Source organism: Actinoplanes sp. NPDC051343 (assembly GCF_044455125.1).
Taxonomy (GTDB): domain Bacteria; phylum Actinomycetota; class Actinomycetes; order Mycobacteriales; family Micromonosporaceae; genus Actinoplanes.
This window is the reverse complement of record NZ_JBITEL010000001.1, coordinates 806,858-832,797: the sequence shown is the minus strand read 5'-3', so window position 1 is coordinate 832,797 and position 25,940 is coordinate 806,858. Positions and strand designations below refer to the sequence as shown.

The 25,940-nt window shown below is 72.3% G+C and carries 24 protein-coding genes and 2 pseudogenes; 12 read left to right on the top strand and 14 right to left on the bottom strand.

What is annotated here, in order from left to right; genetic code table 11:
- Positions 1-80: 80 nt before the first annotated feature.
- Positions 81-2,027, bottom strand: coding sequence for a putative bifunctional diguanylate cyclase/phosphodiesterase (locus ACIA5C_RS03585; protein WP_396050823.1), 1,947 nt, complete (start codon positions 2,025-2,027; stop codon positions 81-83).
- A 103-nt stretch (positions 2,028-2,130) separates the two neighbouring features.
- Entirely contained in the window at positions 2,131-3,315 is a 1,185-nt protein-coding gene (locus ACIA5C_RS03580) for an MFS transporter (RefSeq protein WP_396050821.1), read from the bottom strand.
- 111 nt (positions 3,316-3,426) lie between these two features.
- On the opposite strand from ACIA5C_RS03580, the gene ACIA5C_RS03575 reads away from it, so the two are divergent.
- Both ACIA5C_RS03575 and ACIA5C_RS03570 read left to right on the top strand, forming a co-directional pair.
- On the top strand, positions 3,427-4,410 hold the full coding sequence (locus tag ACIA5C_RS03575; RefSeq protein ID WP_396050819.1) for a YeiH family protein: 984 nt from the start codon (positions 3,427-3,429) through the stop codon (positions 4,408-4,410).
- Positions 4,410-5,318: a LysR substrate-binding domain-containing protein gene (locus tag ACIA5C_RS03570; protein WP_396050817.1), complete on the top strand. Its 909-nt coding sequence runs from the start codon at positions 4,410-4,412 to the stop codon at positions 5,316-5,318. Before ACIA5C_RS03575 ends, ACIA5C_RS03570 begins: the two co-directional genes overlap by 1 nt.
- A 6-nt stretch (positions 5,319-5,324) precedes the next feature.
- On the opposite strand, the gene ACIA5C_RS03565 is transcribed toward ACIA5C_RS03570, so the two are convergent.
- The 3 genes from ACIA5C_RS03565 to ACIA5C_RS03555 all read right to left on the bottom strand — a co-directional run bounded on the left by ACIA5C_RS03565 (position 5,325) and on the right by ACIA5C_RS03555 (position 8,995).
- Positions 5,325-8,246: a protein kinase gene (locus ACIA5C_RS03565; protein WP_396050815.1), complete on the bottom strand. Its 2,922-nt coding sequence runs from the start codon at positions 8,244-8,246 to the stop codon at positions 5,325-5,327.
- Positions 8,239-8,664 carry an ECF-type sigma factor gene (locus ACIA5C_RS03560; protein WP_396050813.1) on the bottom strand — a complete coding sequence of 142 codons (426 nt, stop codon included), beginning with the start codon at positions 8,662-8,664 and terminating at the stop codon, positions 8,239-8,241. Before ACIA5C_RS03560 ends, ACIA5C_RS03565 begins: the two co-directional genes overlap by 8 nt.
- A gap of 133 nt (positions 8,665-8,797) precedes the next feature.
- A complete protein-coding gene (locus ACIA5C_RS03555) occupies positions 8,798-8,995 on the bottom strand; it encodes a hypothetical protein (protein WP_396050812.1) in 198 nt (65 codons plus the stop codon).
- Positions 8,996-9,174: 179 nt separating this feature from the next.
- Between ACIA5C_RS03555 and ACIA5C_RS03550 the strand changes: the two genes are divergently transcribed.
- Positions 9,175-9,897 carry a polysaccharide deacetylase family protein gene (locus ACIA5C_RS03550; protein ID WP_396050810.1) on the top strand — a complete coding sequence of 241 codons (723 nt, stop codon included), beginning with the start codon at positions 9,175-9,177 and terminating at the stop codon, positions 9,895-9,897.
- On the opposite strand, the gene ACIA5C_RS03545 is transcribed toward ACIA5C_RS03550, so the two are convergent.
- The 3 genes from ACIA5C_RS03545 to ACIA5C_RS03535 are packed head-to-tail and all read right to left on the bottom strand — an operon-like array spanning position 9,898 to position 13,294.
- Positions 9,898-12,099 carry an FtsX-like permease family protein gene (locus ACIA5C_RS03545; protein ID WP_396050808.1) on the bottom strand — a complete coding sequence of 734 codons (2,202 nt, stop codon included), beginning with the start codon at positions 12,097-12,099 and terminating at the stop codon, positions 9,898-9,900.
- On the bottom strand, positions 12,099-12,770 hold the full coding sequence (locus ACIA5C_RS03540) for an ABC transporter ATP-binding protein (protein ID WP_396050806.1): 672 nt from the start codon (positions 12,768-12,770) through the stop codon (positions 12,099-12,101). Before ACIA5C_RS03540 ends, ACIA5C_RS03545 begins: the two co-directional genes overlap by 1 nt.
- Positions 12,767-13,294: a helix-turn-helix transcriptional regulator gene (locus ACIA5C_RS03535; RefSeq protein ID WP_396050805.1), complete on the bottom strand. Its 528-nt coding sequence runs from the start codon at positions 13,292-13,294 to the stop codon at positions 12,767-12,769. The genes ACIA5C_RS03540 and ACIA5C_RS03535 overlap by 4 nt, the downstream gene beginning before the upstream one ends.
- Before the next feature lie 82 nt (positions 13,295-13,376).
- On the opposite strand from ACIA5C_RS03535, the gene ACIA5C_RS03530 reads away from it, so the two are divergent.
- The 4 genes from ACIA5C_RS03530 to ACIA5C_RS03515 are packed head-to-tail and all read left to right on the top strand — an operon-like array spanning position 13,377 to position 17,530.
- A complete protein-coding gene (locus tag ACIA5C_RS03530) occupies positions 13,377-14,072 on the top strand; it encodes a hypothetical protein (protein WP_396050804.1) in 696 nt (231 codons plus the stop codon).
- Positions 14,073-14,118: 46 nt separating this feature from the next.
- Complete coding sequence (locus tag ACIA5C_RS03525) at positions 14,119-14,643, top strand: PadR family transcriptional regulator (RefSeq protein ID WP_396050802.1); 525 nt, start codon at positions 14,119-14,121, stop codon at positions 14,641-14,643.
- Entirely contained in the window at positions 14,640-15,320 is a 681-nt protein-coding gene (locus ACIA5C_RS03520; protein WP_396050800.1) for an ABC transporter ATP-binding protein, read from the top strand. The genes ACIA5C_RS03525 and ACIA5C_RS03520 overlap by 4 nt, the downstream gene beginning before the upstream one ends.
- Complete coding sequence (locus tag ACIA5C_RS03515) at positions 15,317-17,530, top strand: FtsX-like permease family protein (protein WP_396050798.1); 2,214 nt, start codon at positions 15,317-15,319, stop codon at positions 17,528-17,530. The genes ACIA5C_RS03520 and ACIA5C_RS03515 overlap by 4 nt, the downstream gene beginning before the upstream one ends.
- Here the strand turns inward: ACIA5C_RS03515 and ACIA5C_RS03510 are convergent.
- The 5 genes from ACIA5C_RS03510 to ACIA5C_RS03490 are packed head-to-tail and all read right to left on the bottom strand — an operon-like array spanning position 17,499 to position 21,427.
- Positions 17,499-18,269, bottom strand: coding sequence for a hypothetical protein (locus ACIA5C_RS03510; RefSeq protein WP_396050796.1), 771 nt, complete (start codon positions 18,267-18,269; stop codon positions 17,499-17,501). The genes ACIA5C_RS03515 and ACIA5C_RS03510 overlap by 32 nt on opposite strands.
- Positions 18,256-18,825 (bottom strand): phosphatase PAP2 family protein, encoded by a 570-nt coding sequence (locus tag ACIA5C_RS03505; RefSeq protein ID WP_396050794.1) that lies wholly within the window; start codon positions 18,823-18,825, stop codon positions 18,256-18,258. Before ACIA5C_RS03505 ends, ACIA5C_RS03510 begins: the two co-directional genes overlap by 14 nt.
- 42 nt (positions 18,826-18,867) lie before the next feature.
- Complete coding sequence (locus ACIA5C_RS03500; protein WP_396050792.1) at positions 18,868-19,566, bottom strand: polysaccharide deacetylase family protein; 699 nt, start codon at positions 19,564-19,566, stop codon at positions 18,868-18,870.
- A gap of 52 nt (positions 19,567-19,618) precedes the next feature.
- The gene (locus ACIA5C_RS03495) at positions 19,619-20,698 is read right to left on the bottom strand and encodes a glycosyltransferase (RefSeq protein ID WP_396050791.1); all 1,080 of its coding nucleotides are present in this window, start codon (positions 20,696-20,698) and stop codon (positions 19,619-19,621) included.
- A 45-nt stretch (positions 20,699-20,743) separates the two neighbouring features.
- Positions 20,744-21,427 (bottom strand): response regulator transcription factor, encoded by a 684-nt coding sequence (locus ACIA5C_RS03490; protein WP_396050790.1) that lies wholly within the window; start codon positions 21,425-21,427, stop codon positions 20,744-20,746.
- An 82-nt stretch (positions 21,428-21,509) separates the two neighbouring features.
- Between ACIA5C_RS03490 and ACIA5C_RS03485 the strand changes: the two genes are divergently transcribed.
- The 5 genes and pseudogenes from ACIA5C_RS03485 to ACIA5C_RS03465 form a co-directional block, all read left to right on the top strand.
- Entirely contained in the window at positions 21,510-22,889 is a 1,380-nt protein-coding gene (locus ACIA5C_RS03485; RefSeq protein ID WP_396050788.1) for a sensor histidine kinase, read from the top strand.
- 98 nt (positions 22,890-22,987) lie between these two features.
- Positions 22,988-23,705: pseudogene (locus tag ACIA5C_RS03480) on the top strand (DedA family protein).
- Positions 23,706-23,714: 9 nt separating this feature from the next.
- Complete coding sequence (locus ACIA5C_RS03475; protein WP_396050785.1) at positions 23,715-24,683, top strand: alkaline phosphatase family protein; 969 nt, start codon at positions 23,715-23,717, stop codon at positions 24,681-24,683.
- A 7-nt stretch (positions 24,684-24,690) separates the two neighbouring features.
- Positions 24,691-25,011, top strand: a complete 321-nt coding sequence (locus ACIA5C_RS03470; protein WP_396050782.1) for a nuclear transport factor 2 family protein — start codon at positions 24,691-24,693, stop codon at positions 25,009-25,011.
- A 102-nt stretch (positions 25,012-25,113) separates the two neighbouring features.
- A pseudogene (locus tag ACIA5C_RS03465) lies at positions 25,114-25,422 on the top strand (helix-turn-helix domain-containing protein); the annotation flags it as partial.
- 108 nt (positions 25,423-25,530) lie between these two features.
- Here the strand turns inward: ACIA5C_RS03465 and ACIA5C_RS03460 are convergent.
- Positions 25,531-25,755, bottom strand: a complete 225-nt coding sequence (locus ACIA5C_RS03460) for a hypothetical protein (RefSeq protein ID WP_396050778.1) — start codon at positions 25,753-25,755, stop codon at positions 25,531-25,533.
- Positions 25,756-25,940: the final 185 nt, after the last annotated feature.

The window sequence follows — 25,940 nt, the reverse complement described above, 5'->3', positions numbered from 1 at the left end:
GGTTTCGGCCTGCGCCGGTTTCGGGCCGTGTCTGCTTCGGGTCGCGCCTGCTTCAGGTCGGCTCCGGCCCGCGGGCTTGGCTAGTGCTCGACGGTCAGGGCGCCCGCGCGATGGTCGGCCAGCCAGGGGACCAGGTCGTCGGCGGGCATGGGGCGGGCCAGCAGGTAGCCCTGGGCGACGTCGCAGCCGGTTGCGGTCAGCAAGGCTACCGTCTGGTGGGTTTCGACGCCCTCGGCCACCACCTGCAGGCCCAGGTTGTGGCCCAGGTCGACGACCGACCGGACGATCGCCGCGTGGCCCAGGTTGTCGGGCAGGTCGCCGACGAAGCTTTTGTCGATCTTCAGTTCGTGCAGCGGCAGGGTCGACAGGTAGCCGAGGGACGTCTGGCCCTGGCCGAAGTCGTCGACGCTGATTCGCACGCCGGCCGTCGACAGGCGGGCCAGTACGTCGGCCGCCACCTCGGGGTCGGTCATCAGCGCGGTTTCGGTGATCTCGACGACCAGGCGGGACGCCGGCACGCCCGCGGCGGACAGCGCGGCCAGCACGGTGTCGGCGAAGTCGGGGCGGGCCAGGTTGCGGGCGGACACGTTCACCGACATCGACAGTCCCTCGAAGGCCGGGCCCCACGCGACGACCTGGGCCAGCGCGGTCGCCAGCACCCAGCGGGTGAGCGCGTCGATCAGCCCGGTCTTCTCGGCCACCGGCAGGAACGCGTCCGGTGGCACCGTGCCCCGCACCGGGTGCTGCCAGCGGAGCAGGGCCTCGACCGCGCAGACCCGGCCGGTGCGCAGCTCGGCCTTCGGCTGGTAGAAGAGCACCAGCTCGCCGGTTTCGATCGCCCGGCGCAGTTCGGCGACCAGGGCGAGCTGCGCGGCGTCGTAGTGGTCGCGCGTCCGGTCGTAGCGGGCGGTGCCGGTCCGTGTGCCCTTCGCCAGGTACATCGCCATGTCGGCCCGGCGCAGCAGGGTGTCGACGTCGGTGCCGTCGGCCGGTGCCAGCGCGTACCCGAAGCTCGCCTCCGGCGAAAGGGGAAGCGTGCCTACCGTGGCCTCCGCCTCGAGGACCGCCCGGAGGCGGTCGAGGAGGGTGCGGATCTCGTCGCTGCCGATGCCCGGCAGCACCAGGCCGAACTCGTCGCCGCCGAGCCGGGCCACGGTGTCGCCCGGCCGGACCGCGGTGGCCAGGCGGGACGCGAGCTCGCCCAGCAGGGCGTCGCCGTTGTGGTGGCCCAGCGTGTCGTTGACCTCCTTGAACCGGTCGACGTCGGCCAGCACCACGGCCGCGGTGCCGCCGTCGCGCTCGGCCGCCTCGATCGCGGCGGCCGCCCGGCGCTGGAAGAGCGTGCGGTTGGGCAGGCCGGTCAGCGCGTCGTGCTGGGCGAGGTGGACCATCCGGCGCATCGTCGAGGCCGAGATGAGGGCGAGGATGGCCCATAGTGCGGCCAGGCCGATGCCGAGGACCAGGTAAAGCGTACGCAGGCCGGCGCTGATCTCGGCGGCGATCGGCGCGTACGGCAGGTAGATCTCGAGTACGCCGAGCACCGGGCCGTCCGTGCTGAGCGGCACATAGACCTCGACGACCCGCTGACCGGCCGGGCCGGTGTCGTTGCGGTCGGCGTTGAGGTGCGTCAGGTGGGCGACGACCTTGCCGTGGGCCGCGTCGAGCGCCTCGTCCTCGTCGTTGAAGCGGGAGCCGTCGTTGAAGCCGGAGCCGTCGTCGGAGAAGACGACGCGCCCGTTGGTGTCGCGCAGGCGCATGCGGACGATCGACCCGGCGCTGACCGCCCGGTCGGTGAGGCGGTGCAGCGCCTGCAGTTCGGCTCCGGGCATCGCCCGGGTGAGGGGGCGGCCGTCGAGCTGGGGCTCGATGGTGGTGCGGGCGATCAGCGTGGCCTGGTCGCGGCCCTCACCGAGGCCCCGGCTGCGGGCCTCGCCGCCCAGCGCGACCGACAACATGAGCCCGAGCAGCGCCACCGGGACCAGACTCGCCCCGGCGTAGGTCAGAAACAACCTCCACGACGAAGGCACGGGGGCACGTTACGCCGTTCCGGCAGGTTCCGGGGTGACACATGCGCTCCGGGGGTCGCCAACCGTCCGTCGAGGACGGTGAGCGGGCCGGCGCCCCCGGCGCTCACTCCACTTGGCCTGGTTCGAGAGGCCGCACGCTCGACGACACCAGCGCGGCGACGCCGAGCAGCACGGCGACGGTCAGCAGGGCGCGCAGCACGGTGAAATGGTCGCCGAGGAAGCCGATGGTGGGCGGCCCGCCGAGGAACGCGCAGTAGCCGATCGAGGCGATCACGCTGACCCGCCCGGCCGCCCGGCGCGGGTCGTCGCCGCCCGCGCTCATGCCGACCGGGAAGCCGAGCGAGGCGCCGAGGCCCCAGAGCAGGGTGCCCGCGTACGCGTACACCGGCGACGGGCCGAAGACGAACAGCGCCAGGCCGACGACGCCGATCAGGGCGAGGACGCGGACGACCGGGGTACGGCCGAAGCGGTCGAGCAGCCCCGGCCCGAACCAGCGGCCGACCGTCATCGCGGTCAGGAAGGCGGCGAACGCCAGCGTGCCGAGCGCGGGGGAGACGTGGTGACCGTCGATGGCGGCCACGCTGGTCCAGTCGTTGCCGACGCCCTCGGCGAACGCGAACGCCAGCACGAACACACCGATGAGCAGGGTGCGAGGCTCCTTCCACGCGGTCAGCGCGCTGCCCGTGGCCCGGTCCTCGCCCGGGGATTCGTCGGGGATGAACCGCCGGGCCTGCCAGGTCACGCCGAGCACGACCAGCACGGCGACGGCGGTCAGATGGGGTGCGACCGGCACGTGCCAGGCGACCATGGCCGCGCCGAGCAGCGCGCCGGCCACCGTGCCGAGGCTGAAGCCGGCGTGGAAGCGAGACATGATCGACCGGCCGAGGTGGCGCTCGACGACGGTGCCCTGCACGTTCATCGCGACGTCCCAGGCGCCGTTGGCGAAGCCGAGCAGGAACAGGCCGATCACCACCGGCACGACGCTCGTCGTGGCGCCCAGCGCGGCGACGGTCAGGCCGACGCCGAGCAGCACGGCCATCGACAGCACGGTGCGCGACGAGCCGATCCGGCTGACCACCGGCCCGGAGAGCGGGAGCGCCAGCAGCGAACCGGCGGCGATCGCCAGCAGCACCAGGCCGAGCTTGCCCGGGTCGAGGTCGAGGCTGTCACGGACCTGGGGGATGCGGGACGCCCAGCTGGCGAACGCGAAACCCGAGCCGATGAAGGCGGCGTAGGTGGCCGTGGAGGCGGCCCGCACGTCCGGCCGGGCGGCGATGGTGGCGGTCATGTGTACGAGCGTACATAAGGCCGGCCGCGACTGCGGTCATAGGCGTTGTCTATGACAGTGGTCCGGTAATGACCGCTACCGGGTGCGGCGCTTCCGGCGAAGCCTGGAAACGTGATCATTGCTGCCGGCACTGCCGCCCGTCACCGCGTACCCCCGCAAGCCGCCGGCCTCGCCGCGGCGGTGACCGTCGGGGCGGCCGCCACTCTCGCCGGTATGCTGGTGCCGGTGGTCGGCGCACCCGTCCTCGCGGTCGTCGCCGGGGTACTGATGAGCCCGGCGGCCCGGCGCTTCTCCTGGAACGTGGACGTGGCCAAAGGCCCGGTGCTGCAGCTGTCAGTGGTGCTGCTGGGCGTCCAGCTGTCGCTCGGCGAGGTCGTGTCGGTCGGGGCCGGATCGCTGCCGGTCATGCTGGGCACGCTCGGCGTGTGCCTGCTGCTCGCGTGGCTGGTCGGGCGCAAACTCGGCGTGCCCCGCGACCTGCGCACCCTGATCGGGGTCGGCACCGGCATCTGCGGCGCCTCGGCCATCGCGGCCACCACACCCGCGATCAGGGCGAAGAGCAACGACGTGGCCTACGCGATCTCCACGATCTTCCTCTTCAACGTCGCCGCAGTGCTCGTCTTTCCGCCGCTGGGGCACCTGTTCGGGCTCAGCCAGCACGCGTTCGGCCTGTTCGCGGGCACGGCGGTCAACGACACCAGCTCGGTGGTGGCCGCGGCGGGTGCCTACGGTCCCGCCGCGGTCCGGTACGCCGTGGTGGTCAAGCTCGTCCGGACGTTGATGATCATTCCGATCGTCCTGGTCCTCTCGTCCGCCCGCCGGCGCTCGGTGATCTCGCTGGTGCCCTGGTTCCTGGTCGCCTTCGTGGCGGTGGCCGGGCTGCACACCGCGGGGCTGATCCCGGTCGCCGCACAGGGCTTCCTCCACCAGGTGGCGTTGCTGCTCATCGCGGTCGCGCTGGCCGCGGTCGGCCTGTCGACGGACGTCGCGGCGCTGCGGCGGGCCGGCGCCCGGCCGCTGCTGCTGGGTCTGATCCTGTGGGTGGCGGTGAGTGCCACCAGCCTCGGCCTGCAGACCGTGACACACTTCGCGTGATGCCACTGCCGCCCTGGATAAGCGACCTGCCGGCGCTCGACCTGCTGGTCTCGGTCGCCGAGACGGGCAGCGTCGGCCGCGCCGCCCAGGTGCACGGCATCACCCAGCCGAGCGCCAGCGCCCGGCTGGCCAAACTCGAGCGGCGCCTGGGCGTACCCCTGCTGGTGCGCTCCCGGCGCGGAAGCCTCCTCACCCCGGCCGGCGAGGCCGTGGTGGCGTGGTCCCACGGCGTCCTGGACGCCGCACAGACCCTGGCCGACGGCGTTCTGACCCTGCGAGCCGACCGCCAGGCCCGGCTACGCATCGCGGCGAGCCTCACGGTAGCCGAATACCTGCTGCCGGCCTGGCTGCTGGCCCTGCGCCGGCCCCACCCGGACCTGGACATAGCGGCGGCGGTGGCCAACAGCAACGGCGTGGTTTCCGCGGTCCGGGCCGGAACGGCGGACCTCGGCTTCGTGGAGTCGCCGGACCTCCCACCCGATCTGAGCTCCCGGGTGGTCGGGAACGACCGGCTGGCCCTGGTCGTGGCCGCTTCCTACCCGTTGGCGGCGCACGCCTGGCGCCCGCTGCGGGCGACCGACCTGGCCGACCAGCCGTTGCTGCTGCGGGAACCCGGGTCGGGCACCCGGGACACGTTCCTGAAGGCGTTGGCCGCGTCGCTGGGTTTCGCGCCGTCGCTGCCGCACGCCATCAGCCTGGGCTCGACGACGACGATCCTTTCGACGGTCCGCGCCGGTGGCGGCGTGGGCGTGATCAGCGCCCGCGCCGCGGCGTCGGCGGTCGCGGCGGGGGAGTTGGTCGAGCTGCAGGTCGAGGGCTTGTCGTTGACACGCCCCCTGCACGCCCTGTGGCTGGGCCGCACCCCGACGGCGCTGGCCGCCGAGTTGCTTTCGATCGCCGCCGCATAAGGCGATCTACACCGTGCCGCGCCCGGGCGCCTCGTCGAGGAAGCCCAACTCGGCGGCGCGGATGACGAACGACGCCGCGTTGCGGGCCGCCCGCTCATGGAACGCGTCGGTCTTGCCGAAGCCGAAGTCGCTGATCGCCTTCACGACGATCCAGTCGACCTTGGCGTGGGCCGCCGCCGCGTACACCCCGGCCCCCTCCATCTCGCCGCCGATCGCATCAGGATGCTGCGCGGCCAGCCGGTCCCGCTCGGACCGGGAACTCAACAGCATGCTCGCCGAGACCATCGGTCCGAAATGCACGGCCGGCGGCGCGGTCCAGCTCTGCGAGACAGCCCGGAACCGGCTGAGCAGTGCCACCGAGGGCGTCACCGAGTCGCCGCGCACCTGCTCCGACGGGTCACCGCTCGACGGCGGCGAATCCCGCAGCAACGCGGCCGCCTCCCCGCCGCTCCTGGGTGCCGGGGCGGGCGGAGCGTCGGGCGGCTCGGCCACCTTGCGGTGGTCGATGGCGCGCAGCTGGGTGCAGACCAGGAGGTCGCCGAACTCCTGGCCCGCCGGCCGCAGCCCGTAGCCGATGCCCGCCACGATGAAGAAGTCCAGGTCGAGCTTGCTGACCAGCGCCGCGGCCGAGATCGCCGCCGAGCCGGGGCCGACCGCGCCGGGTTCCACCTGCACGAGCATCAGCCTGGTGCCGCTGATCGTGCCGAGCTGCCAGACGACCTGGTTGCCGAGCGTCGCCGACTCCGGCTGCCGACCGGTGACCGCCGCGGTGGCGGCCAGCACGGCCCGGCGCTCTTCCGCGGTGGCCACCATGATCAGCGTGCGGGTCTGCTCGTTCACCATCCGGGTCTTCAACGCCGCGGCCGCAATCTCGGCCCGCCGGACCCGGGAGTACTGGCGCACGGCCGCGACCGCGACGAACACGCCCATCAGCGACATCACGCTGACCAGCCAGCCGATCGCCCAGGCGGAGCGGCTGACCGGGGCCAGGCCGTACGGGTCGGTGAGGAACAGCCGCTGCGCCAGCCACCGCCACGCCTGCCCATAGGTCACCGGGTGACCGGCGCAGGAGGTCGCGCATGCCGCCCGCTCCCACTGCGGCACCATCTGTGCCAGCACGGCGATGACCGCGGCCTCCCCAGCCAGGTACCAGAACAGGAACCCGCCGCGGTCGAAGACGCGGAACGGCGCGCGGTCGGCGCGATAGTCGGAGGCCCGCACGGTGAAGGCCCGCCCGGGACCCGACATCCGGGACCGGTCCGACCAGGCGCCGACCGAATCGCGGGTCGCCTCGGTGGTCGCCCCGCGGCGCAGGCACACCAGCTGCTCGGTGACGGCGGAGTCGGTCACCTGGACGCCCAGGTCGACCGCCGCCTGGCGGAGGTCCGCGGTGAGAATTCGTTCCAGGGTGTGCTGCACGCGCCGCAGCAGGTGTTGAGCTGGGGTGCCGTCGACGTGGTGGCAGAGGGTCATGGTCCAGTGCGCCCCGGGCAGCAGTTCTGCGGCGATCTCGTCACGCGCCCGGTTGGCGCGACCGAACTCGCGGTAGAACCAGGACAGGCCGTTGATGACTCCGCAGAGCAGGAACACGGTCACGTAGATCAGCGCGGCCAGCGCCAGCACCAGGCCGGGCCAGGCAAACGCCGTCGACCCGGCGGCGACCAGCGCCGCGGCCACGCCGGCCAGCGCGAGCAGCACGGCCGGCGGGACGCCGAAAATCATGGTGTCCCAGCTGCGCACCAGGCGCCGCAGCACGGTCATCCGGACGCCGCTCACCGACGGCTTGCGGGGCCGGTCACCCGGCGGCTGGAGCAGCGCCAGCGAATCCGGTCCCCGCCACACGAGAAGGCCGTCGACGGCCGCGACGTAGAGCAGCAGGCTCAGCGGTCCCCGGCCGCGGACGATCCCGAGCACGCTGCGAGGCCGTACGGTGGCCACCGCCTCGCTCCCGTACTCGGCCTGATAGATCGACGCCGCGGCGGCGCGGCACTGCGTCCACGTCGGGGTGCCTGAGTGTTCGCTCCGGCCGGTTTCCCGGAGGACCTCGGGTCGATATCCCGCCAGCCAGTGCCGGACCTGCTCCAACCCCCAGCGATACTCCGGGTCGCGGGTCAGCAGGCCCGCGCACAGCACGCGCAGACGGTCGTCCGTGATCGCGGAGATGTCAACGGCCCGCGAGGCCAGCTGGAACGCCACGAAGTCGGGCGGCAGCCCCTCGAACGGCCGCCGGCCCGTCGCGAGCTCGACCACGATCATGCCGAGCGACCACCAGTCGCGGCTGGCCGAGACGTGCCCCACGAGCGACTCCGGCGCCGTGTACGGCAGCGTGACCCCCGAGTTCGAGAACGCGGCGTCGGTGGCGATCCGATGGCTCAGCCCGTAGTCGGCGATGGCCACCTGTAACGGCTCCCGCGACCGCACCAGGATGTTGGCCGGCTTGAGGTCGCGGTGAATGATGTTCACCTCGTGCAGAGCGTGCAGCCCTTCGGAGAGCTGCCGCACCAGCTCGACGATCATCGCGGTCGGCATCGGCTCCCGCGCCAGGTCGGCCAGGGTCGGCCCGGGCACATATTCCAGCAGCTCGTAACCGTATCCGTCGGCCTCGTCCGCGGCATAGAGCTGGACCAGGTGGGGCGATCGCAAACGGCCGAGTGCCCGCCGGGTTTCGGCGTCCGGGACGACGTCGTGATAAACCTTGAGGACTGCCTCCCGGCCGTTCGGTTGCCGGACGAGCAGGGTCTCCGCCTCGCCGCCCCCGCCCAGCCGGGCGACCACCGCGAAACGCCGCGCCAGATCGGCGGGCAGTTCGCCCGCAGGCTCTCCGGGTGCCTCGTCGGCGGACGGTCCGGGGTCCGAGGAGCCGAGCGACGAGCGACGCAGCAGCCGCTCGAAGTCCTGGGAGTCAAGGCTTGACGGCGAGTCACTCACCTGGTTCCTCCCCCTCGGAGAGCCGCTGGTGATGCCGACCGATGATCCTCTCGACCGCCTTCCGGCTGATCCCCAGGAAGAGTCCGACCTCCGCCTGGGTGTATCCATCGGCCGACAACGCCACCACTTCCGCGGTCCTGCGGTCCAGGCCCCGGAGGCTCCGTACGGCGCTGTCGCGGGTGACGTACAGCTCCTCCGAGTCCTCGACGCCGAAGACGTGCGGAGTCAGATGATCGTCGTGCACGACCTGGTCGAGCTGCTGCTCCTCGCGGGCCTTACGGCACCAGGCCCGGTACGGATTGGCGAAGTGCAACGGAAGGCTGTTGACGAAGTAGGTGATCAGGGAAGCACGCAACTCCGGCCGCCAGCCGCCGCCGACCAGTGCCTTGGCACGGAAGTCGGGGAGCGCCCGCAGCAATGTGTCGCTGGCCAGGGTCGCCCGGTCGTCCCGGGTGAAGTCGCGCGGCCGTGTGGCGAGCGGTGCACCCTTGTCCCGGCAACGCCGCGACAGCTGAACCGTCCGGCCGGACGTCGAAGGCGGACGCCGTGGGTCAGCGGCTGAAGGAGAAGCGGCGCTTCTTGGGGCGGCGGAGGCCCTGCAGGAAGTCGGCGCCCTGGCGGAGTCCGCGGGTGGTGCGGGTGGGTCCGTGCTTCTTCTCGAGGGTCTGGCTGAGCTTGCGGGCGCCCGCCGCGGCCAGCGGCACGGCGACGGCGGCGATGACGAAGCGTCGGATCAGGTTCGGGATCATCCGAGAAGAATGCCCAGCTGAGCCCGGCTCTACCCGCATTCCGCCGAATAGTTTCGTAAGTTACGAGCCGGATGCCGGTAGTTTCGGATGCCACATTGACGGCTTTCGCTGAGATCCCTAGCCTGCTAGGGGATCGCTCCCTCGATAGTTCCGAAACATTCGTCCACGGAGGAGGAGCTATGACCGTCCACCGTCTACGCTTCCGAATCACCGCTCTGCTTGCCGCGTCCACGCTCGCCGTCTTCGGATTCACCACCGGGTCGCGGGCCCAGACCGCCGCCGAGGCCAAGCCCTGCCGCAACGGCTATGTCGGCCTCACCTACGACGACGGGCCGAGCGCGACCACCGATCAGCTGCTCGCCGCGTTGCGCGCCAACCACCTGCGTGCCACCTTCTTCGACCAGGGCAACAACTCGCTCGACCGGCCGCAGCTGGTGCGCGAGGAGCTGCGGGCCGGCATGTGGGTCGGCAACCACACGTTCACCCACCCGCACCTGACGCAGATCGGTGAGCCGGCCGCCTTCCAGGAGATCGCCAGCACCCAGTGGGTGCTGCGTGACGTCACCGGGCGGGAACCGACGCTGTTCCGGCCCCCGTTCGGGGAGACCGACGACCAGGTGCGGGCCGACGAGAGCCGCATCGGGGTGCTGGAGGTGTTGTGGACGGTCGACTCGCAGGACTGGAACGGCGCCACCGCCGAGCAGATCGCGGCGGCCGCGCACACCCTGCAGCCGGGCGGCATCATCCTCATGCACGACTGGCCGCCCGCGACCATCGACGCCGTGCCGATGATCGCGAGCGACCTCGCCGCGCGGGGGCTCTGCGCGGGGCGCATCGCCTACACGCCCAGGAACATTCCGTACGGGACGCAGTTCTTCCACGCCCAGGCCGTACGCCCGTAGCTATTCGAAGCGCACGTTGCGGGTCGCCGTCAGCCGGCCGAGGATCGGCAGGCAGGCGGCGATCAACGTCAGCGCCGCGGCGAGGCTCGCGCTGAGGATGAGATAGAAACCGGTGTCCGGAAGGACGGCGGTGTGCCGGCTGGGCGCCAGGGCGCGCGCTATGGGGTACGCGAGGAGCAGCCCCGCCCCGACGGCGACCATCGTGGCCGCGAGCAGGGGCAGAACCGTTTCCAGCACCACGGCCCGATAGAGCACGCCGGTGGCCGTTCCGCTGACGCGAAGCAGCGTGAACGGCCGCTTGCGCTCGACCAGGCCGCCGGCGACCGCGACGGCGAGGCTGCTGCCCGCGATCAGCATGGTGAGGGCGGCCAGGAGGATCACCACGCGCTGAATGTCGTCGTACAGCTCGGCCCGGACGTGGCCGACCTCGCCGAACGTCATCGGCGACTCGAACGGGTCGATGACCCCGGAGTAGCGGCTCAGCGCCGTCCGGACCCGTTCCAGGGTGCCCGGCCCGTCGGTGCGCACCAGCAGGTCGGACAGGAGCAGGCGGGACGGGTCGTCGACGCGGGCGGGGCTGGTCGGCAGCGGCAGCAGGCGGTCGAGCGCGGAGATGTTGTCGGTGTAGATGGCCCCGGTGTCGAGCAGCACGGTGGCCGCGCCGGCCGGGCAGGTGCCGAGGGCGGGCAGCCGCGCCAGATCGGCACAGCGGACGACCGTGGCCGGTCCGTCGCCGGCGCCCGCGGGGTGATAGAGCGGGATCGGGTCCGCTCCGGGGACGGCGGCGACCGCGGCGAGCAGCGGCTCGGCGTCGGCCGGGGCCAGCCCGAGGACGGGCCCTTTCGTATGACGGTCGCCGTTGACGAAGCCGACGCGGAGCACGCCGGAAAGCGAGCCGCTGCCGCCGGCCTTCTCCGAGGCGACGGCGGCGGGCACGATCGCGGCCAGCGCGGTGCCGACCATGACGGCCAGGACGAGGCCACTGACCGCCCGGAACGCGGCCCGCGGGTTGTCGGCCAGCCGGCGGGCCGCGAGCAGGCCGGAGCCGCTGCCCGACCAGCGGGCGAGCAGGCGGGCCGACATCATGGCCAGCCACGGTCCGGCGATCAGCAGCCCGAGCATCACCAGGATCAGGCTGCCGACGGCCAGGCCGGGCGAGTTCCGCTGCTTCTCCGGGTCGGCGGTCAGCGGGACGGCGAACACGCCGAGGGCGGCGATCAGCGGGGCGATCCGCCAGGCGCGGGGCGCGGGCGGGGTGACCCGGCGGGAGACGCCGAGCGGCGAGATGCCGACCCGCCGCAGCGCGACCAGCCCGGCGGCCGCGGCGGCGACCGGCACGACCACCAGCGCGGCGGCGATCCCCCAGCCGGTGGGGGTGATGCTCGGCGGGAAGAACCGGAAGCCCAGCAACGGGATCCGGGCCAGGCCCGGTTGGAGTACGGCATAGAACCCGATGCCGAGCACCGCCCCCGCGACGGCACCGACGATGGACTCCATCGACGCGAACAGGCCGATCTGCCGGCGGGTGGCCCCGACCAGGCGCATCGCGGCGTACCGCTCCTCGCGCCGGGCGGCCGCGATGCGGGTGGCGTTGCCGATCAGCACCATCATCGGCACCAGCAGGGCGACCGTGCCGAGCGCGAACCCGAACTGGTAGAACGGCGAGGTTCCGAGACCGCGCGGGTCGGCGTCGACCGACGCGACCCGGATCGTCTGCGGGAGTGCCTGCAGGTCGGCCGCCGGGCGCCCGACGACGATGACCAGTTCGTCGGGGCTGTCCAGGGCGGCGGCCCCGACCGTACCGGAAAGCGTGCCCGGAAACCGGGCGCCGAGCCGGTCTCCCGGTGCCTCGGCGAGGAGCTTGGCGAGGGCCGGGGAGGCGAAGAACTGGCCGGCCGGCGGCATGTGCGCGAGACCGGGCATCGTCGGCGCACCCGGTGCCAGGGTGGCGACGTCGAGCCGCTCGATCGTGGCCCCGCCGTAGTAGTCCTGGCTGTAGTTCCAGAGCAGGGAGCCGGACGCCGACGCCTTGTCGGTGCACTCCCAGCAGGGCCGGTCGATGGTCGTGCGGTAGGCGTGGAACATCGCGAGCACCGACAGCAGCAGCCCGACGCCGATGCCGACGGCGACCGTGGTGATCAGGAGGCGTACCAGGCCTTCGCGGCCGCTGCGCAGGGTCAGGTGGAAGCCGAGGCGGAACATCAGACCCGCACCCCCGACACGACCTTGCCGTCGCGGACCGTGACCCGCCGGTCGGCGTGGGCGGCGACGCGGGCGTCATGGGTGACCAGCACCACCGTGGAACCCTCGGCGCGCACCGTGTCGACGAGCAGGTCCATCACGTTCTCGCTGGTCAGCGAGTCGAGGGCGCCGGTCGGCTCGTCGGCGAAGAGTACCGCCGGCCCGGTCACCAGCGCGCGGCCCACCGCGACCCGCTGGGCCTGGCCGCCCGAGAGCTCACCCATGCGCCGGCCTTCGAGTCCCTCCAGGCCCAGGCGGGCGAACCAGTCGCCCGCTTTCGCGTACGCCGTGCGGCGCCGGACGCCGTCCAGCAGCAGCGGCAACGCGATGTTGTCGGCCGCGGTGAGCTCGGGCACCAGCTGCCCGAACTGGAAGACGAAGCCGAACGCCGTACGTCGTAACGCCGTCCGCTCCCGGTCGCCCATCGTGTCGACCCGCCGGCCCTCGAACCACACCTCGCCGCTGTCCGGCTTGAAGATGCCGGCCAGGCAGTGCAGCATCGTCGACTTGCCGGAGCCGCTCGGTCCCATCAACGCCAGGATCTCGCCGCGTTCGACCTCGAGGCTCGCGCCCTGCAGCGCCGGGGTCGAACCGTACGACTTGGTCAGATCCGCAGCCTTCAGAACGATCATCGGGACAGCTCCTTTCCCAGCTGTTCCAGGCGCGCGACGGTGAGGTCGATCCACCGCAGGTCGGCCTCGAGGTGAAAGAGCCCGTAGTCGGCGAGCATCGTGCGGTCGAGCGGACCCGCCTTGCGCATGGCGGTCAGCTCCTGCATCCGGTCGAGGTGGGCCTGGCGCTGGGCCTCGAGCTGCTCTCCGGCCGCGCGGCCGGAGAGCAGCGCCAGCACGACCTTGACGTACAGGGTGGCCTGGAGCATCGGCTCCGGCCGCTCGGGTTCGCCCAGCCACTGCTCGACCTGGGTGACACCGGCGGGCGTGATGACGAACCGCTTGCGGTCGGGACCTTCGCCCGGTTCGGCGCCGAGCACCTCGATCTGCCCGTCCCGTTCGAGGCGGGACAGTGTGCCGTAGAGGTGGCCGATCGAGAGCGGGCGCCCGCTGACCGCGAAGTAGTGGTCGTATTCGCGTTTGAGCTCGTAGCCGTGGCTGGGCTCGGGTTCGAGCAGCGCCAGGATCGTCGAGGGAACGTTCACCAGGCGAACCCTACGCTCAACTATTACCTGAGAGAATACCCTGAGGTAATAGTTCAGTGTCCGCGGTGCATATCATCCCTATATGAGCGTTTTGAAGCAGTTCGTCGTCACGGCGTTGCTGGCCGGGGCGGTCGTCGGGCCTGCCCCGGCGGGGGCCGCCTTTTCCCCCCTGCCGCCGTTGACGTCCACCGGGGCGGGGCTGCGGAAACAGACCGTCGCCGTGGCGGTGCCGGCCGGGTGGCGGCTCTCGCTCGACGGGCGGGCGCCGGAGTACGTCGACACGGTGCTGGTGCCGGAGGGCTTCTACAGTCAGGACTCGCCGACGGGAGTCACGTTCACGCCGAACGCCGGCTACCTCGGTACGGCCACGCCGGTGACGCTCCGCCTCAGCGGGCCGGGCGGGCGGAGCCGCACCGGCACGTACGCCGCGACCGTCACGCTGCCCCCGCCGCCGCGGACCCCGGACCTCAAGTCGTCCGGATCGGCTCGGGCGCCGCAGCAGGTCGGCTTCCCGCTTCCGGTCGACGGCAGCCACGGCTACGTCGACGGGCAGAACCTGAAACCGCCGCAGGGTGAGTTCTCCGTCGCCGCGATCTCGGGCGTCGCCGTCGTGCCGGGGCGGCCGATGGACCCCACTCTGATCGACGCCGAGGGATTCCTGATCTTCACGCCCCGGCGCGGCTTCAGCGGTGCGGTGCCGGCGATCCGCTACCGCATCACCGATGCGTACGGCCAGACCTCGGTCGGCCGCTGGACGCCTACCGTCACGGGCTACTGACTCGACACTATGTACGCGGTGTATACCCCCGGTGTATGGTCTCGGCATGAGTGTTCCGCTGACCCTGCTGGGCCTGCTCGAACGCGAGCCGAGCCACGGTTACGACCTGAAACGTGACTACGACACCTACTTCGGCCGCGGCAAGACGCTGCCGTTCGGGCAGGTCTACTCGACGCTTGCCCGCCTGACCCGCGACGGCAAGGTGGTGATGGACGAGGTCGCGCCCGGCGACGGCCCCGACCGCAAGCGCTACGTCATCACCGAGGTCGGCGCCACCGAGGTCGACGCCTGGCTGGCCGAGCCCGTGCCGCCCGAGCCACACCTGCAGACGGTGCTGTTCGCGAAGGTCGTGCTCTCGCTGATGCTGGGCCGGCCGGCCGAGTCCTACCTCGACACCCAGCGCCGGGCCCACCTGCAGCGCATGCGGGAGCTCACCGCGCTCAAGCGCGCCGGCGGGCTGGTCGACGGCATGCTGGCCGACCACGGCCTGTTCCACCTCGAGGCCGATCTGCGCTGGATCGACATGACCGTCGCGCGGCTCGACGCGCTGGCCAAGGAGGTGCGCAGGTGACCGCCCTGATCGAGGCCCGCGACATCACGATGGCGTTCGGCGAGACGCAGGCGCTGCGGGGCGCCGACTTCGAGGCGGCCGCCGGCGAGATCGTCGCCGTCATGGGGCCGAGCGGGTCCGGCAAGTCGACGCTGCTGCACTGCCTGGCCGGCATTCTCGTGCCGGGCTCGGGCGAGGTGTGGTTCGACGGGCACCGCATCGATCTGCTGCCCGAGACCCCGCGCAGCGCGCTGCGGCGCGACCGGTTCGGGTTCGTCTTCCAGTTCGGGCAGTTGGTGCCCGAGCTGACCGTCGAGGAGAACGTCGCGTTGCCGCTGCTGCTGGGCGGGGAGCGGAGAAGTGCCGCGCTGCGGACGGCCCGGGAGTGGCTCGGACGTCTCGACCTCGACGGCCTGGGCGGGCGGCGGTCGGGCGAGCTCTCCGGCGGCCAGGCGCAGCGGATCGCCCTCGCCCGCGGGCTGGTCGCCGGGCCGCGGGTGCTGTTCGCCGACGAGCCGACCGGCTCGCTCGACTCGCTCACCGGCGAGCAGGTGATGAACCTGATGGTCGGCGTCGCCCGGGAACAGGGCACGACCGTCGTGCTGGTCACGCATGAGCCGCGCGTCGCCGCGTACGCCGACCGCGAGGTCATCGTCCGCGACGGCCGGGTCGCCGTCGCCGTGGGAGAGCGGAAATGATCCGCTTCGGGCTGCGGCTGGCCGTGGCCGGCGGCCGCGAGGCACTGGTCCGGCTGCTGACGATCGCCGCGGCCGTCGCGCTCGGCGTCGCCCTGCTGCTGGCCACGGTCGGCGGTCTGCACGCGGTGACCGCCCAGAGCGACCGGTACGCCTGGCTCAACACCGATTCCACGGCTTCGAACGGTGTCGCGCCGACGCTGTGGGACCTGCGCGAGGACTACTTCGCCGGCGCGCCGATCGCCCAGGTCGACGTCGCCGCGACCGGCCTCGGTTCGCCGGTGCCGCCGGGCATCCCGGCGCTGCCCGGGCCGGGCGAATACTTCGCCTCGCCGAAGATGGCCCGCCTCATCGCCGAGCATCCAGCGGCTCAGCTGGCCGACCGCTATCCGGCCCGGCTGGCCGGCGTCATCGGGAAAGCGGCCCTGCAGTCACCCGATTCGCTGATCGTCGTGGTCGGGCACTCGGAGGCCGAGATGGCCGCGGATCCGCACGTCACCAGGGTCACCCGGATCGCGACCACCCTGCCGCGCGACTGCCAGGGCTGCGCCGTGGGCATGCGGGCGTCCGGATTCCAGCTCGTGCTCGGAGTCGTCATCGCGGCGCTGCTGTTCCCGGTGCTCATCTTCATCGGCGCGGCGACCCGGCTGACCGCGGCGCGCCGGGAGGAGCGGTTCGCCGCGATGCGGCTCGTCGGCGCCACCCCGCGACAGGTCTCCACGATCGCCTCGGCCGAGACGGCCGTGGCGGCTCTCATCGGTACGGCGGTGGGCTTCCCGATCTTCTACGCTCTGCGCGCGCAGTTCGCCGGGATCCCGTTCACCGGCCAGTCGTTCTTCGTCTCCGACGTCTACCTGGGGCCGATCGCGATCGTCGCGGTCGCCCTCGGCATCCCGGTCGCGGCCGCGGTCGCCGCCCGGCTGGCCCTGCGCCGGGTGAAGATCTCGCCCCTCGGCGTCACCCGCCGCACCACGCCACGGCCGCCGGGGGCCTGGCGGCTCGCGGTCGCACCGATCGGCCTGGCCGTCCTCACCTTCTTCATGCTGCACGGGGTGCCGGACGGCAGCATTCATCAGGTCGAGGTGTTCCTCCCCAGCATCCTGACCGTGATGGCCGGCCTCGTCCTGGCCGGTCCGTGGGTGACGATGGTGGCCGCCCGCACGCTGGCCCGGCGGTCCCGGCGCCCGGCCACGCTGATCGCGGCGCGCCGGCTGGCCGACAACCCGGGCGCGGCGTTCCGGGCGATCAGCGGCCTGGTCGTCGGGTTGTTCGTCACGACGGTGTCGGTCGGCATCCTCACCACGCTGAACGCGGAGCGCGGCAGTGACCTGCCGGGCGCCGCGCGCACCGTGATGGTGGAACGCCTCGACCGCGCGCCGATGACGTCGCTGCCCGCCTCGGTCGTCGACGACCTGTCCTCGACCGCCGGCGTGCGGGGCGTCCTCGTGCTCCGGAAGAACCCGGAGGACCCGACCGGACGGTTCCTGTCCGGCGACTACGACGGCCTGACGACCTGCGCCGAGCTGGCCAAGGACCCGCAGCTCGGTTCGTGCACGCCGGGCGCCACGACCGCCAACGTCGACGTGTTCTTCGATCCACGCTTCGGCAGCGCCGCGAAGGTCTCCGCCCCGGTGTGGCCCACCACGGGGGTCGCGGGGGAGAAGCTCGCGACGCTGCCGATCGCCGCGGTTGCTGCCGACACCGACGGTTCGAGGGCGACGCTCGAAACGGTCCGGACGATCCTCGACACGGCGTTCCCCACCGTCGCGTTCTCGCCGGGCACCCGCGACGACTGGGCCACCGACTCGACCAAGACGTCGGTCGAGTTCCGCCGCCTGGCGTACGTGGTGAGCCTGGCCAGCCTGCCGATCGCCGGCTGCAGCCTCGCGGTCAGCGTGATCGGCGGCCTGTCCGAGCGGAAGCGGCCGTTCAGCCTGCTGCGGCTGACCGGGGTGCCGCTGCGGATGCTGCGTACGGTCGTCGCCTTCGAGAGTGCCGTGCCGCTCGTGCTGGTCGCCGTGGTGGCGATCGGGCTCGGGCTGGTCGCCGCCCAACTGTTCCTCAAGGCCCAGATGGACTACACGCTCCGACCGCCCGGGCTGTCCTACTACGCCATCGTGGTGATCGGGCTGGCGGCGTCGCTGGCCATCATCGGCTCGACGCTGCCGCTGCTCCGCCGGATCACCGGACCGGAGGTCGCCCGGAACGATTGACGGCGACCAGGGCGACGATCGCGGCGGCCCACAGGGCGGTGACCGGGCCGGTGCCCCAGCCCAGGCCGCCGCGCGCGACCGGCACGCCCATCCAGTCGGCGAAGGAGGCGCCGAGCGGGCGGGTGATGACGTAGGCGGTCCAGAAGGCGGCGATCGCGTTGAGGCGGCGGGCCCGGAAGGCCAGGGCGGGCACGCCGATGGCGGCGGCGAAGACCAGGCCGGAGAGCAGGTAGCCCCAGCCGAAGGTGGTGGCGGTGAGGTCGCCGGCGGCGGTGCCCAGGGCGAAGGTGGCCAGCACGGTCGCCCAGTAGAACAGTTCGGGGCGGCCGCGGGTGACGGTGTGGATCGACAGGGTGCGCTCGCTGAGGTACCAGGCGGCCAGAACCACCGCCAGCGCGATCGCGAAGCCGGTGGTCGAGATCGTGTAGGGGATGCCGAGGCCGACGTGCAGCACGTCGGCGGCCATGGTGCCGAACACGCTGACCATCACGACGGCGAACCAGTAGACGTTCGCGCGGTAGTGGCGGGCACGCAGCTGGACGGTCAGCGCCACGGCCAGGACGGCGGCGGCCGCGGCCACCGCGATCGGCGGGTCGATCGTGCGGGCGAGGAAGTCGGACGCGGTCTCGCCCATCCCGGTGGTCAGCACCTTGATGATCCAGAACAGGACGGTCACCGGCGGGACCTTGGCGATCAGGTGGGCGGGACGGGCGGGCTGGACGCGGTCAGCGAGGGTCACGGCGGGCCAGGGTGAAGGGCGGATCCTGAAGAGACGCTGAATCGGCGGCCTTCGGGCCGCTTCCCACGACGTACGCGGTGAGCGTCGCCAGAGCAGCGATGACGGCCCCGGCCAGGATGTCGCCCGGATAGTGGACGCCGCACCACACGCGGGCCACGCCGATCAGCAGCGCGAGCACGGTCAGGGCGAGGCCGGCCCGGCGGCTCAGGAAGACCAGAACGCCGAAGGCGATCGCGAACGCGGCGGTCGCGTGGTCGCTCGGCATCGAGACGCCCGGCGAGTGCTCGATCAGCCGGCGCACCGGGTGATCCTGGAACGGTCGCTGCTCGTGGCTGGCGTGGCCGAGGATCACCGAGAGCCCGAAGGCCAGCGCCAGCGTCGAGGCGAGGCTGACCACCGGGCGGATCCGATGCCGGGTCAGCGCGTGCACCACGACCGCGCCGCCGATCGAGAACACCAGGAAGACCAGGTAGAGCGCCGACCACCGCATGAGGTGGTCGATCAGCGGCCAGCGCCCGGCCTGGGAGTTGAGCAGCTCGAAGATCTGGTAATTCACGCTGACAGGCTGATGGCCGGGCGGTAAGAAAACGCTGAACGGTCAGAGGCCGTGATCGGCCAGCGGCCCGACCTCGAGGCCGCGGGCGCGGCAGGTCGTCAGGATCGCGGGCAGCGCGCCGAGCATGGCCAGCCAGCATTTCGGGGCGGCGTGGGAGTCGCTGTCGTGCAGCAGGATCGTGCCGCCGCGGTCGAGCTTGCGCAGCACGCTGCGATAGACCGAGTCGGGCGTGCAGCCGGCGGTCCAGTCCCGGCCCCAGGTGCTCCAGAGGACGGGCTGCAGCCCGAGGCGGCGGGCCTCGAGGAGGGCGGCGGTGTTGGCCACCCCGTAGGGCGGCCGCCACCAGCGGGGGTGCACGCCCGTGACGGCGGTGATGGTCGCGGTGCCACGGTCGAGGTCCTCCCGGGTGGCGGTCGGGCCGCGCCCGGTCAGCAACCGGTGATGGTAGCCGTGGACGCCGATCTCGTGGCCGGCGTCGGCGATGTCGCGGGCGATCGCGGGCTCGGCGTCGACCGCGTGGCCGAGCAGGAAGAACGTCGCCCGGACGCCGGCCCGGTCGAGCAGGTCGAGCAGCGCCGGGGTGGCGTCGGGGTGCGGGCCGTCGTCGAAGGTCAGCGCCACATGCCCGGGCCGGCCGAGACCGGACAGCCGGGGCAGGAACCGCCGGCGCAACGGCCCGATCGCCGCCGCGGCCGGCACCGGCTGGACAAGGGACTCGATGGTGGTGCGGGCGAGGCTCACGCCGTTGCCGCCGGGGCGGCGCTGATGCGGGCGAGGGTGCCGTGGGCCGGTCTCATGCCGGAACCGCCTCCGGGGCCTGGGGGAAGAGTTGTGAGCGGATCAGGGCCGCGGGTTCGGGGGCCGCGGCCATGCGGGCCAGGGCGGCCGCCGGCCGCTGCGCCTCCAACGCGGCGGCGAGCGCGTCCCGCGAGCGCGGCCACGGGACCAGGCCGAGGCGTTCGAGGGCGGCGGCGTTGGCCACGCCGTGGCCGGGCAGGCAGCGGTAGCTGATGACCGGAACACCGCTGGCCAGGGCCTCCAGCGTGGTCAGGCCGCCCGCGTTCTGCACCACCACGTCGGCGGCCCGGAGCATGGAAGGCATGTCGTCGACCCATCCCAGGGCGATTACCCGACCGGTGGCGGCCAAACGGGAACGCAGGGCGGCGTTTCGGCCGCAGAGCACCACCGGGACGGTGTCGGTGCCGGCGAGCAGGTCGCGGACGGTCGCCTCGACGTCGCCGACCCCCCAGGAGCCGGCCACGACCACGGCCAGGCGGGCGTCCGGGGGCAGGCCGTGGCGGCGGCGGGCCGCTGCGGCGTCGCCGGCCGGCCGGAACACCGGGCTCACGACCGGGGCGACCGTCGTCACCGGCCGGCCGTGCACCTCGCGGACCACCGCGGCCGCCTCGTCGTTCGGCGCCAGGTGCAGGTCGATGCCGGGGGCCACACAGAGCGGATGCACCCACGGATCGGTCAGAACCGCGAAGGTCGGTGCGTTCAGACGCCCGGCGAGGCGCAGCCGGCCGATTGCCTGGCTGGCCAACGGGTACGTGGAGACCACCGCGGCCGGGTTCACGCCGGTGACGGCCAGCAGGCGGCTCCGCGTCGCCTCGGCGGACAGCCAGGATGCCGACCGGGCCGCCCGGGGCTGACCGGCCGCCCCAAGCAGCCAGGACCAACTCCTCGGGAAGCAGGTGACCTGCCGGGCGTACATCTGCCTCAGCGCACGCCCCCACCCAGCCGGAAGCAACTCGAGGAAGTCGGCGCGCCGGACGGCGAAGCCGGACGTGCGCAGCCGGCGGGTGATCTCGGAGGCCGCGCCGTCGTGGCCGGCCCCGATGCTCGCCGAGACGACGACGATCGGGTTCTGCATGGTCGAGGAGGGTGGGCGCGACCGGCTGAGGAAACCCTGAACGGATCAGCCGCCGTCGGCGATGCGGTAACCGGCGCCGCGGACCGTCTCGATCGTCTGCCGGTCGAAGGGGTGGTCGATCTTCTTGCGGAGGTAGCCGATGTAGACCTCGACGATGTTGGGGTCGCCGGTGAAGTGGGCGTCCCAGACGTTCTCGAGGATCGCGGTCTTCGTCATCGCCTGGCCGCGGTGGCGCATCAGGAATTCGAGCATCGCGAACTCGCGCGGCGTCACGGCGATCGGGGTCCCGGCCCGGGCGACGCGCCGCTCGGCGGGGTCGAGGGTGAGGTCGCCGGCGCTGAGCACGGCCGGCCGTTCCGGCGCGCCGCGGCGGATCAGCGCGCGCAGGTGGGCGATGAGCACCACGAACGAGAACGGCTTGGTGAGGTAGTCGTCGGCGCCGAGGTCGAGGGCGTCGGCCTGGTCGTACTCCCCGTCCTTGGCCGTCAGCATCAGGATCGGCGTCCAGACCTCGCGAGTGCGCAGCGTGCGGCAGACCTCGTAGCCGTTCAGCCCGGGCAGCATGATGTCGAGGATCAGCACGTCGTAGGCGCCGTAGGGGGTCTCGGTGGCCTGCCACAGACCGTCGATGCCGTCGTGGACCAGATCGACCGCGAAACCGGCCTCCGCGAGACCGTCGCGGATCGTCTCGGCCAGAGCGACCTCGTCCTCGACCACCAGAGCGCGCATGGTTCCAGGGTGCCCCGGGGGTAGCTGAAGATGTGCTGAATACGGCCGTCCATTGTCCCGGCGGCCCGATACCGTGGCGGCCATGCTGGTCTCGCTGCGCCGCCGACTGGCCGCCCGACTGGGCGTCCGGCTGCGCTCGGCGCTGGCCGCCGCCGTGGTCGTGGCGGTGGCCTCGCTGATCGCCGGCGCGGTGCTGCTCATCATCGCGCGGGGCATCCTCGTCAACAATGTGAACACCGCGGTCGACGACCGGGCCTCGCGTCTCGCGGCCGCGCTGGCCGGTGGCGGTGCCGACCTGTCCTCGCTGCTCCGGCCGTCGGCGCGCGACCACACGGTGGTGCAGGTGCTCGACGGGTCGGGCACGGTCGTCGCGGCGTCGGACGCGCTGGCCGGCCAGGGCCCGATCTCGCCGCTGCGCCCGGGCGTGGGCGCGCGGCGGACCGACGAGCACTGGCTGCCGGGCGACCACGACGACCCGTTCCGCATCGTGGTGCTGACCGTGCAGACGCCGGTCGGCGTGCGGACCGTGCTGGCCGGGGAGTCGCTCGACTCGGTCGACGACGACATGGGCGCGATCGCGGCGGTGCTGGCGCTCGGGCTGCCCCTGCTGGCGGCCGTGGTCGGCGCGGCGACGTTCCTGTTCGTGGGGCGCACGCTCCGGCCGGTCGAGGCGATGCGCCGGCAGGCCGCCCTGATCACGTCCAGCAACCTGCACGAGCGGTTGCCCGTCCCGGCGGCCGGCGACGAGATCGCGGCGCTGGCCGAGACGATGAACACGATGCTCGACCGGATCGAGGCGGCCTCGGCCGCTCAGAAGCGGTTCGTGGGGGACGCCAGCCACGAGTTGCGGAGCCCGCTGGCGACCGTGCAGGCCAACGCCGACCTGCTCGATCGGGCCGACCTGCCGTCGACGGCCGCCCGGTCGGTCGGCCGGATCCGCACCGAGAGCGCCCGGATGGCCCGGCTGGTCGAAGACCTGCTGCTGCTGGCCCGGTTCGACGACGGGGGTTCGCTGCGCCGCCGCGTGCAGGACGTCGACCTGGACGACATCGTCTACACCGAGCGGGAGCGGCTGCGGTTGGAGCGTCCGGGGCTCTCGCTGACCGTGACCCTCGACCCGGTCCGCGTCACCGGCGACGCCGACGCGCTGCTGCGGGCGGTCCGCAACCTGCTCGACAACGCGGCCCGGCACGCGTCTTCGTCCGTGACCGTGGCCGTCGCCGCGGTCGGCGAGACTGCCGAGATCGTCATCGCCAACGACGGGCCGCCGATCCGGTCGGCCGACCGGGACCGCATCTTCGGCCGCTTCGTGCGGCTCGACGACAGCCGCTCGCGGACCGACGGTGGCAGCGGGCTCGGGCTGGCCATCGCGCGCGACATCGTGACCGCCCACGGCGGCACGCTGACCGTCGATGACCTGGCCGAGGGCGCAGCCATGCGGATCCGGCTGCCGCTCAGCTGATTTTCAGGACTCCGGCCCGATCCTGTGGGCCTACATTTCGTAGGTTTAGCGGTCTGCCCAACGGTCATTCTCTGCGTGGACCCGCCCCGAGCTGAAGGATGCCGATGCCGACGTTCCTCGATCCGCAGTGGCTGATCTCCACGTTCGGCCTGATCGGGATCCTGGTGCTCGTCTTCGCCGAGTCGGGCCTGCTGATCGGGTTCTTCCTGCCCGGCGACTCGCTGCTGTTCACCACCGGGCTGCTGATCGCCGACGGGCGGTTCCTGCACCAGCCGCTCTGGCTCATGTGTGCGCTGGTCTCGGTCGCGGCCGCGCTCGGAGACCAGTTCGGCTACTGGTTCGGGCGGCGGTTCGGGCCGGCGCTGTTCCGGCGGCCCGACTCGCGCCTGTTCAAACAGGAAAACCTGCAGCGGGCGGCGGGTTTCTTCGACCGGTACGGTGCGCGGTCGATCCTGCTCGCCCGTTTCGTGCCGATCGTGCGGACCTTCACACCGATCGTCGCCGGTGCGAGCGGCATGCACTACCGGCGGTTCGTGGGCTACAACGTGGCCGGCGGGGTGGCCTGGGGCTGCGGGGTCACGATCCTCGGATACTTCCTGGGCCAGGTCGCGTTCGTGAAGTCGAACATCGAGCTGATCCTGATCGGCATCGTCGCCGTCTCGGTGATCCCGGTCGTCATCGAGTTCCTCCGCAGCCGGCGGCGCACTCCGGCGCCCGCCGACCGGGGCTGAGCCGGTGGCTGTCGCGTCGGCCCGATTCGGAACGTCGGCCGACACGGGTGCCCGGTTTAGCGGTTCTTCAGGATCGCGAGGTTAGCGTCGGTCCGTGAGTTCACGCCTGTGCAAGAGTGCGCTTGCCGGCCTGCTGGCCGGGATGGCCCTGGTCGCGGCCTGCGGTTCCGGCTCGGCCCCGCCCGTTCACGCCTCCCCGCCCGTTCATGCCTCCCCGCCCGTTCATGCCTCCCCGCCCGTTCATGCCTCCCCGTCGGAAACGCCCGCACCCGACGCCGGCCGCAAAGTGATGATCATCGCCGAGGAGAACCACGGCTACGACCAGATCATCGGCAACCCGCACGCGCCCTACCTCAACCGGCTCGCCGCCGACTACGGCACGGCCGTCGACTACGACGCCGGCTATCCGGCGCACTGCCCCTCGCTGGCCGCCTACATCCTGATGACCAGCGGCACCACCGCCGGGATCTGCGACGACAAAGACCCCAAGGTGCACCCGCTGACCGGCGACAACATCTTCCACCAGGTGAGCGCGTCCGGGCGGGAGTGGCGGGACTACGCCGAGGCCGAGCCCGGCCCGTGCGCGCTGACCGGTCACGGCCGCTACCTGGTGCGGCACGTCCCGGCGGCCTACTATCTCGACGTCCGCGCTGCCTGCCGACACTGGACCGTGCCGATCGCGGCCCTGCACGATTCGCTGCCCGCGTTCTCGTTCGTCAGCCCCGACGCCTGCCACGACATGCACGGCGCCGCCGGGTGCAGTCCCGATCTGGTCGGCGCGGGTGACCGCTGGCTGCAGACCTGGCTCCCGCAGATCATGGCCGGGCCGGACTACCGGTCGGGCCGCCTCACCATCGTCGTCACGTGGGACGAGGGAACCTCGACCAGCAACCACATCCCGACCCTGGTGATGTCGTCCAAGCTGCGGCACATCGCCGTCAACCGCCCGCTCAACCACTGTTCCCTGCTCCGGTTCACCGAGGAACAGCTGCACCTGCCGCTGCTGCGATGCGCCGCGGTCGCCCGGTCGCTGGGCCCCTCGTTCGGGCTGGGTACGGCATGATCGGTGGATGACCGACATCCCGGCACCCGTCCAGCGCATGGTCGACGCCACGAACGCCGGCGATTCCGACGCGTTCGTGTCCGCCTTCACCGACGACGCCTACCTCGAGGACTGGGGACGCAAGTTCCACGGCCATGAGGGCATACGCTCGTGGGACTCCACCGACAACATCGGCAAACGGGCACACTTCGAGCCGGGCGGCGCCCGCCCCGACGGCGACGACTGGATCGTCACCCTCCACGTCACCGGCGGCGGCTTCAACGGCACCAGCGACATCCGCTTCCACCTCGCCGGCGATCGCATCGCCCGCATGCTGATCACTCCCTAGGTGTGATGTCCGGGCACGTCGGTCGAGGAGGTGCGACCACTCGAGTGAACGGACGAAGGCCTCCAACGGTGCAGCGGAGTTGCTAAGACGCCACACACCACGTTGGAGGCCCTCCGAGCGCGATTGCGGCTGGCGCGTCTGATCGTCGAAGGCGGTTGGTCACCCGCACGAGCAGCCGAACGCTTCGGCGTGTCCTGGCGTACCGCCGCGATGGGCCGACCGCTACCGCACCGCAGGCGAACTCAGCATGCACGACCGCTCGTCGCGACCGGGCCGGACCCCGGCGGCGATGAGAGGCAAAATCCCGCACCTGCGGCGTATGCGGCGTATGCGGCGCTGGGCGCCGGTCCGATCGCCGACCAACTCGGCCTGGCCGTCCTGGTCCGGCAGCGAGCGAACCGCCTCTTCCACCACCACCACCACTACCACCACCGTCGTCGACGACCACTCCCGCGTCGCCTATCGGCAAGCTGCTACCGATCACCCCACTGAACAACCTCGCTGGACATCACACCTCGCTCAGGCGGCCGGGTCGCGGCGGTGCAGGATCACCCAGCAGGCGAGCGTGCACACCCCGACGGTGGCCACCTGGACGACCGCGCCGAGGCCCATCCCGCTCGCGCCGGCCGGGTCGAACAACCCGGTCCAGTTCTGCCAGTAGTGCACGGGCAAGGCGACCGCGACCGCGTGCAGGGCCCCCTGTCCGTTCACCACGCTGGCCAGCACGACGAAGCCGATCGCCACGGCGAGGGCATGCCCATCGAGTAGCGCTTGACCCGGCGGTCGATCGCCGGGCCGAGACCGGCGAGGTCGAGGGCGTCGGTCAGGCCGGGCGGCGGCCAGGTGCGGCGGGCGGCCGACCAGAGCAGTTTCAGGTGAGGTCGTCGACGGCCTGGTGGCGGCGATAGCGCTTGCAGAGCGCCTCGGCC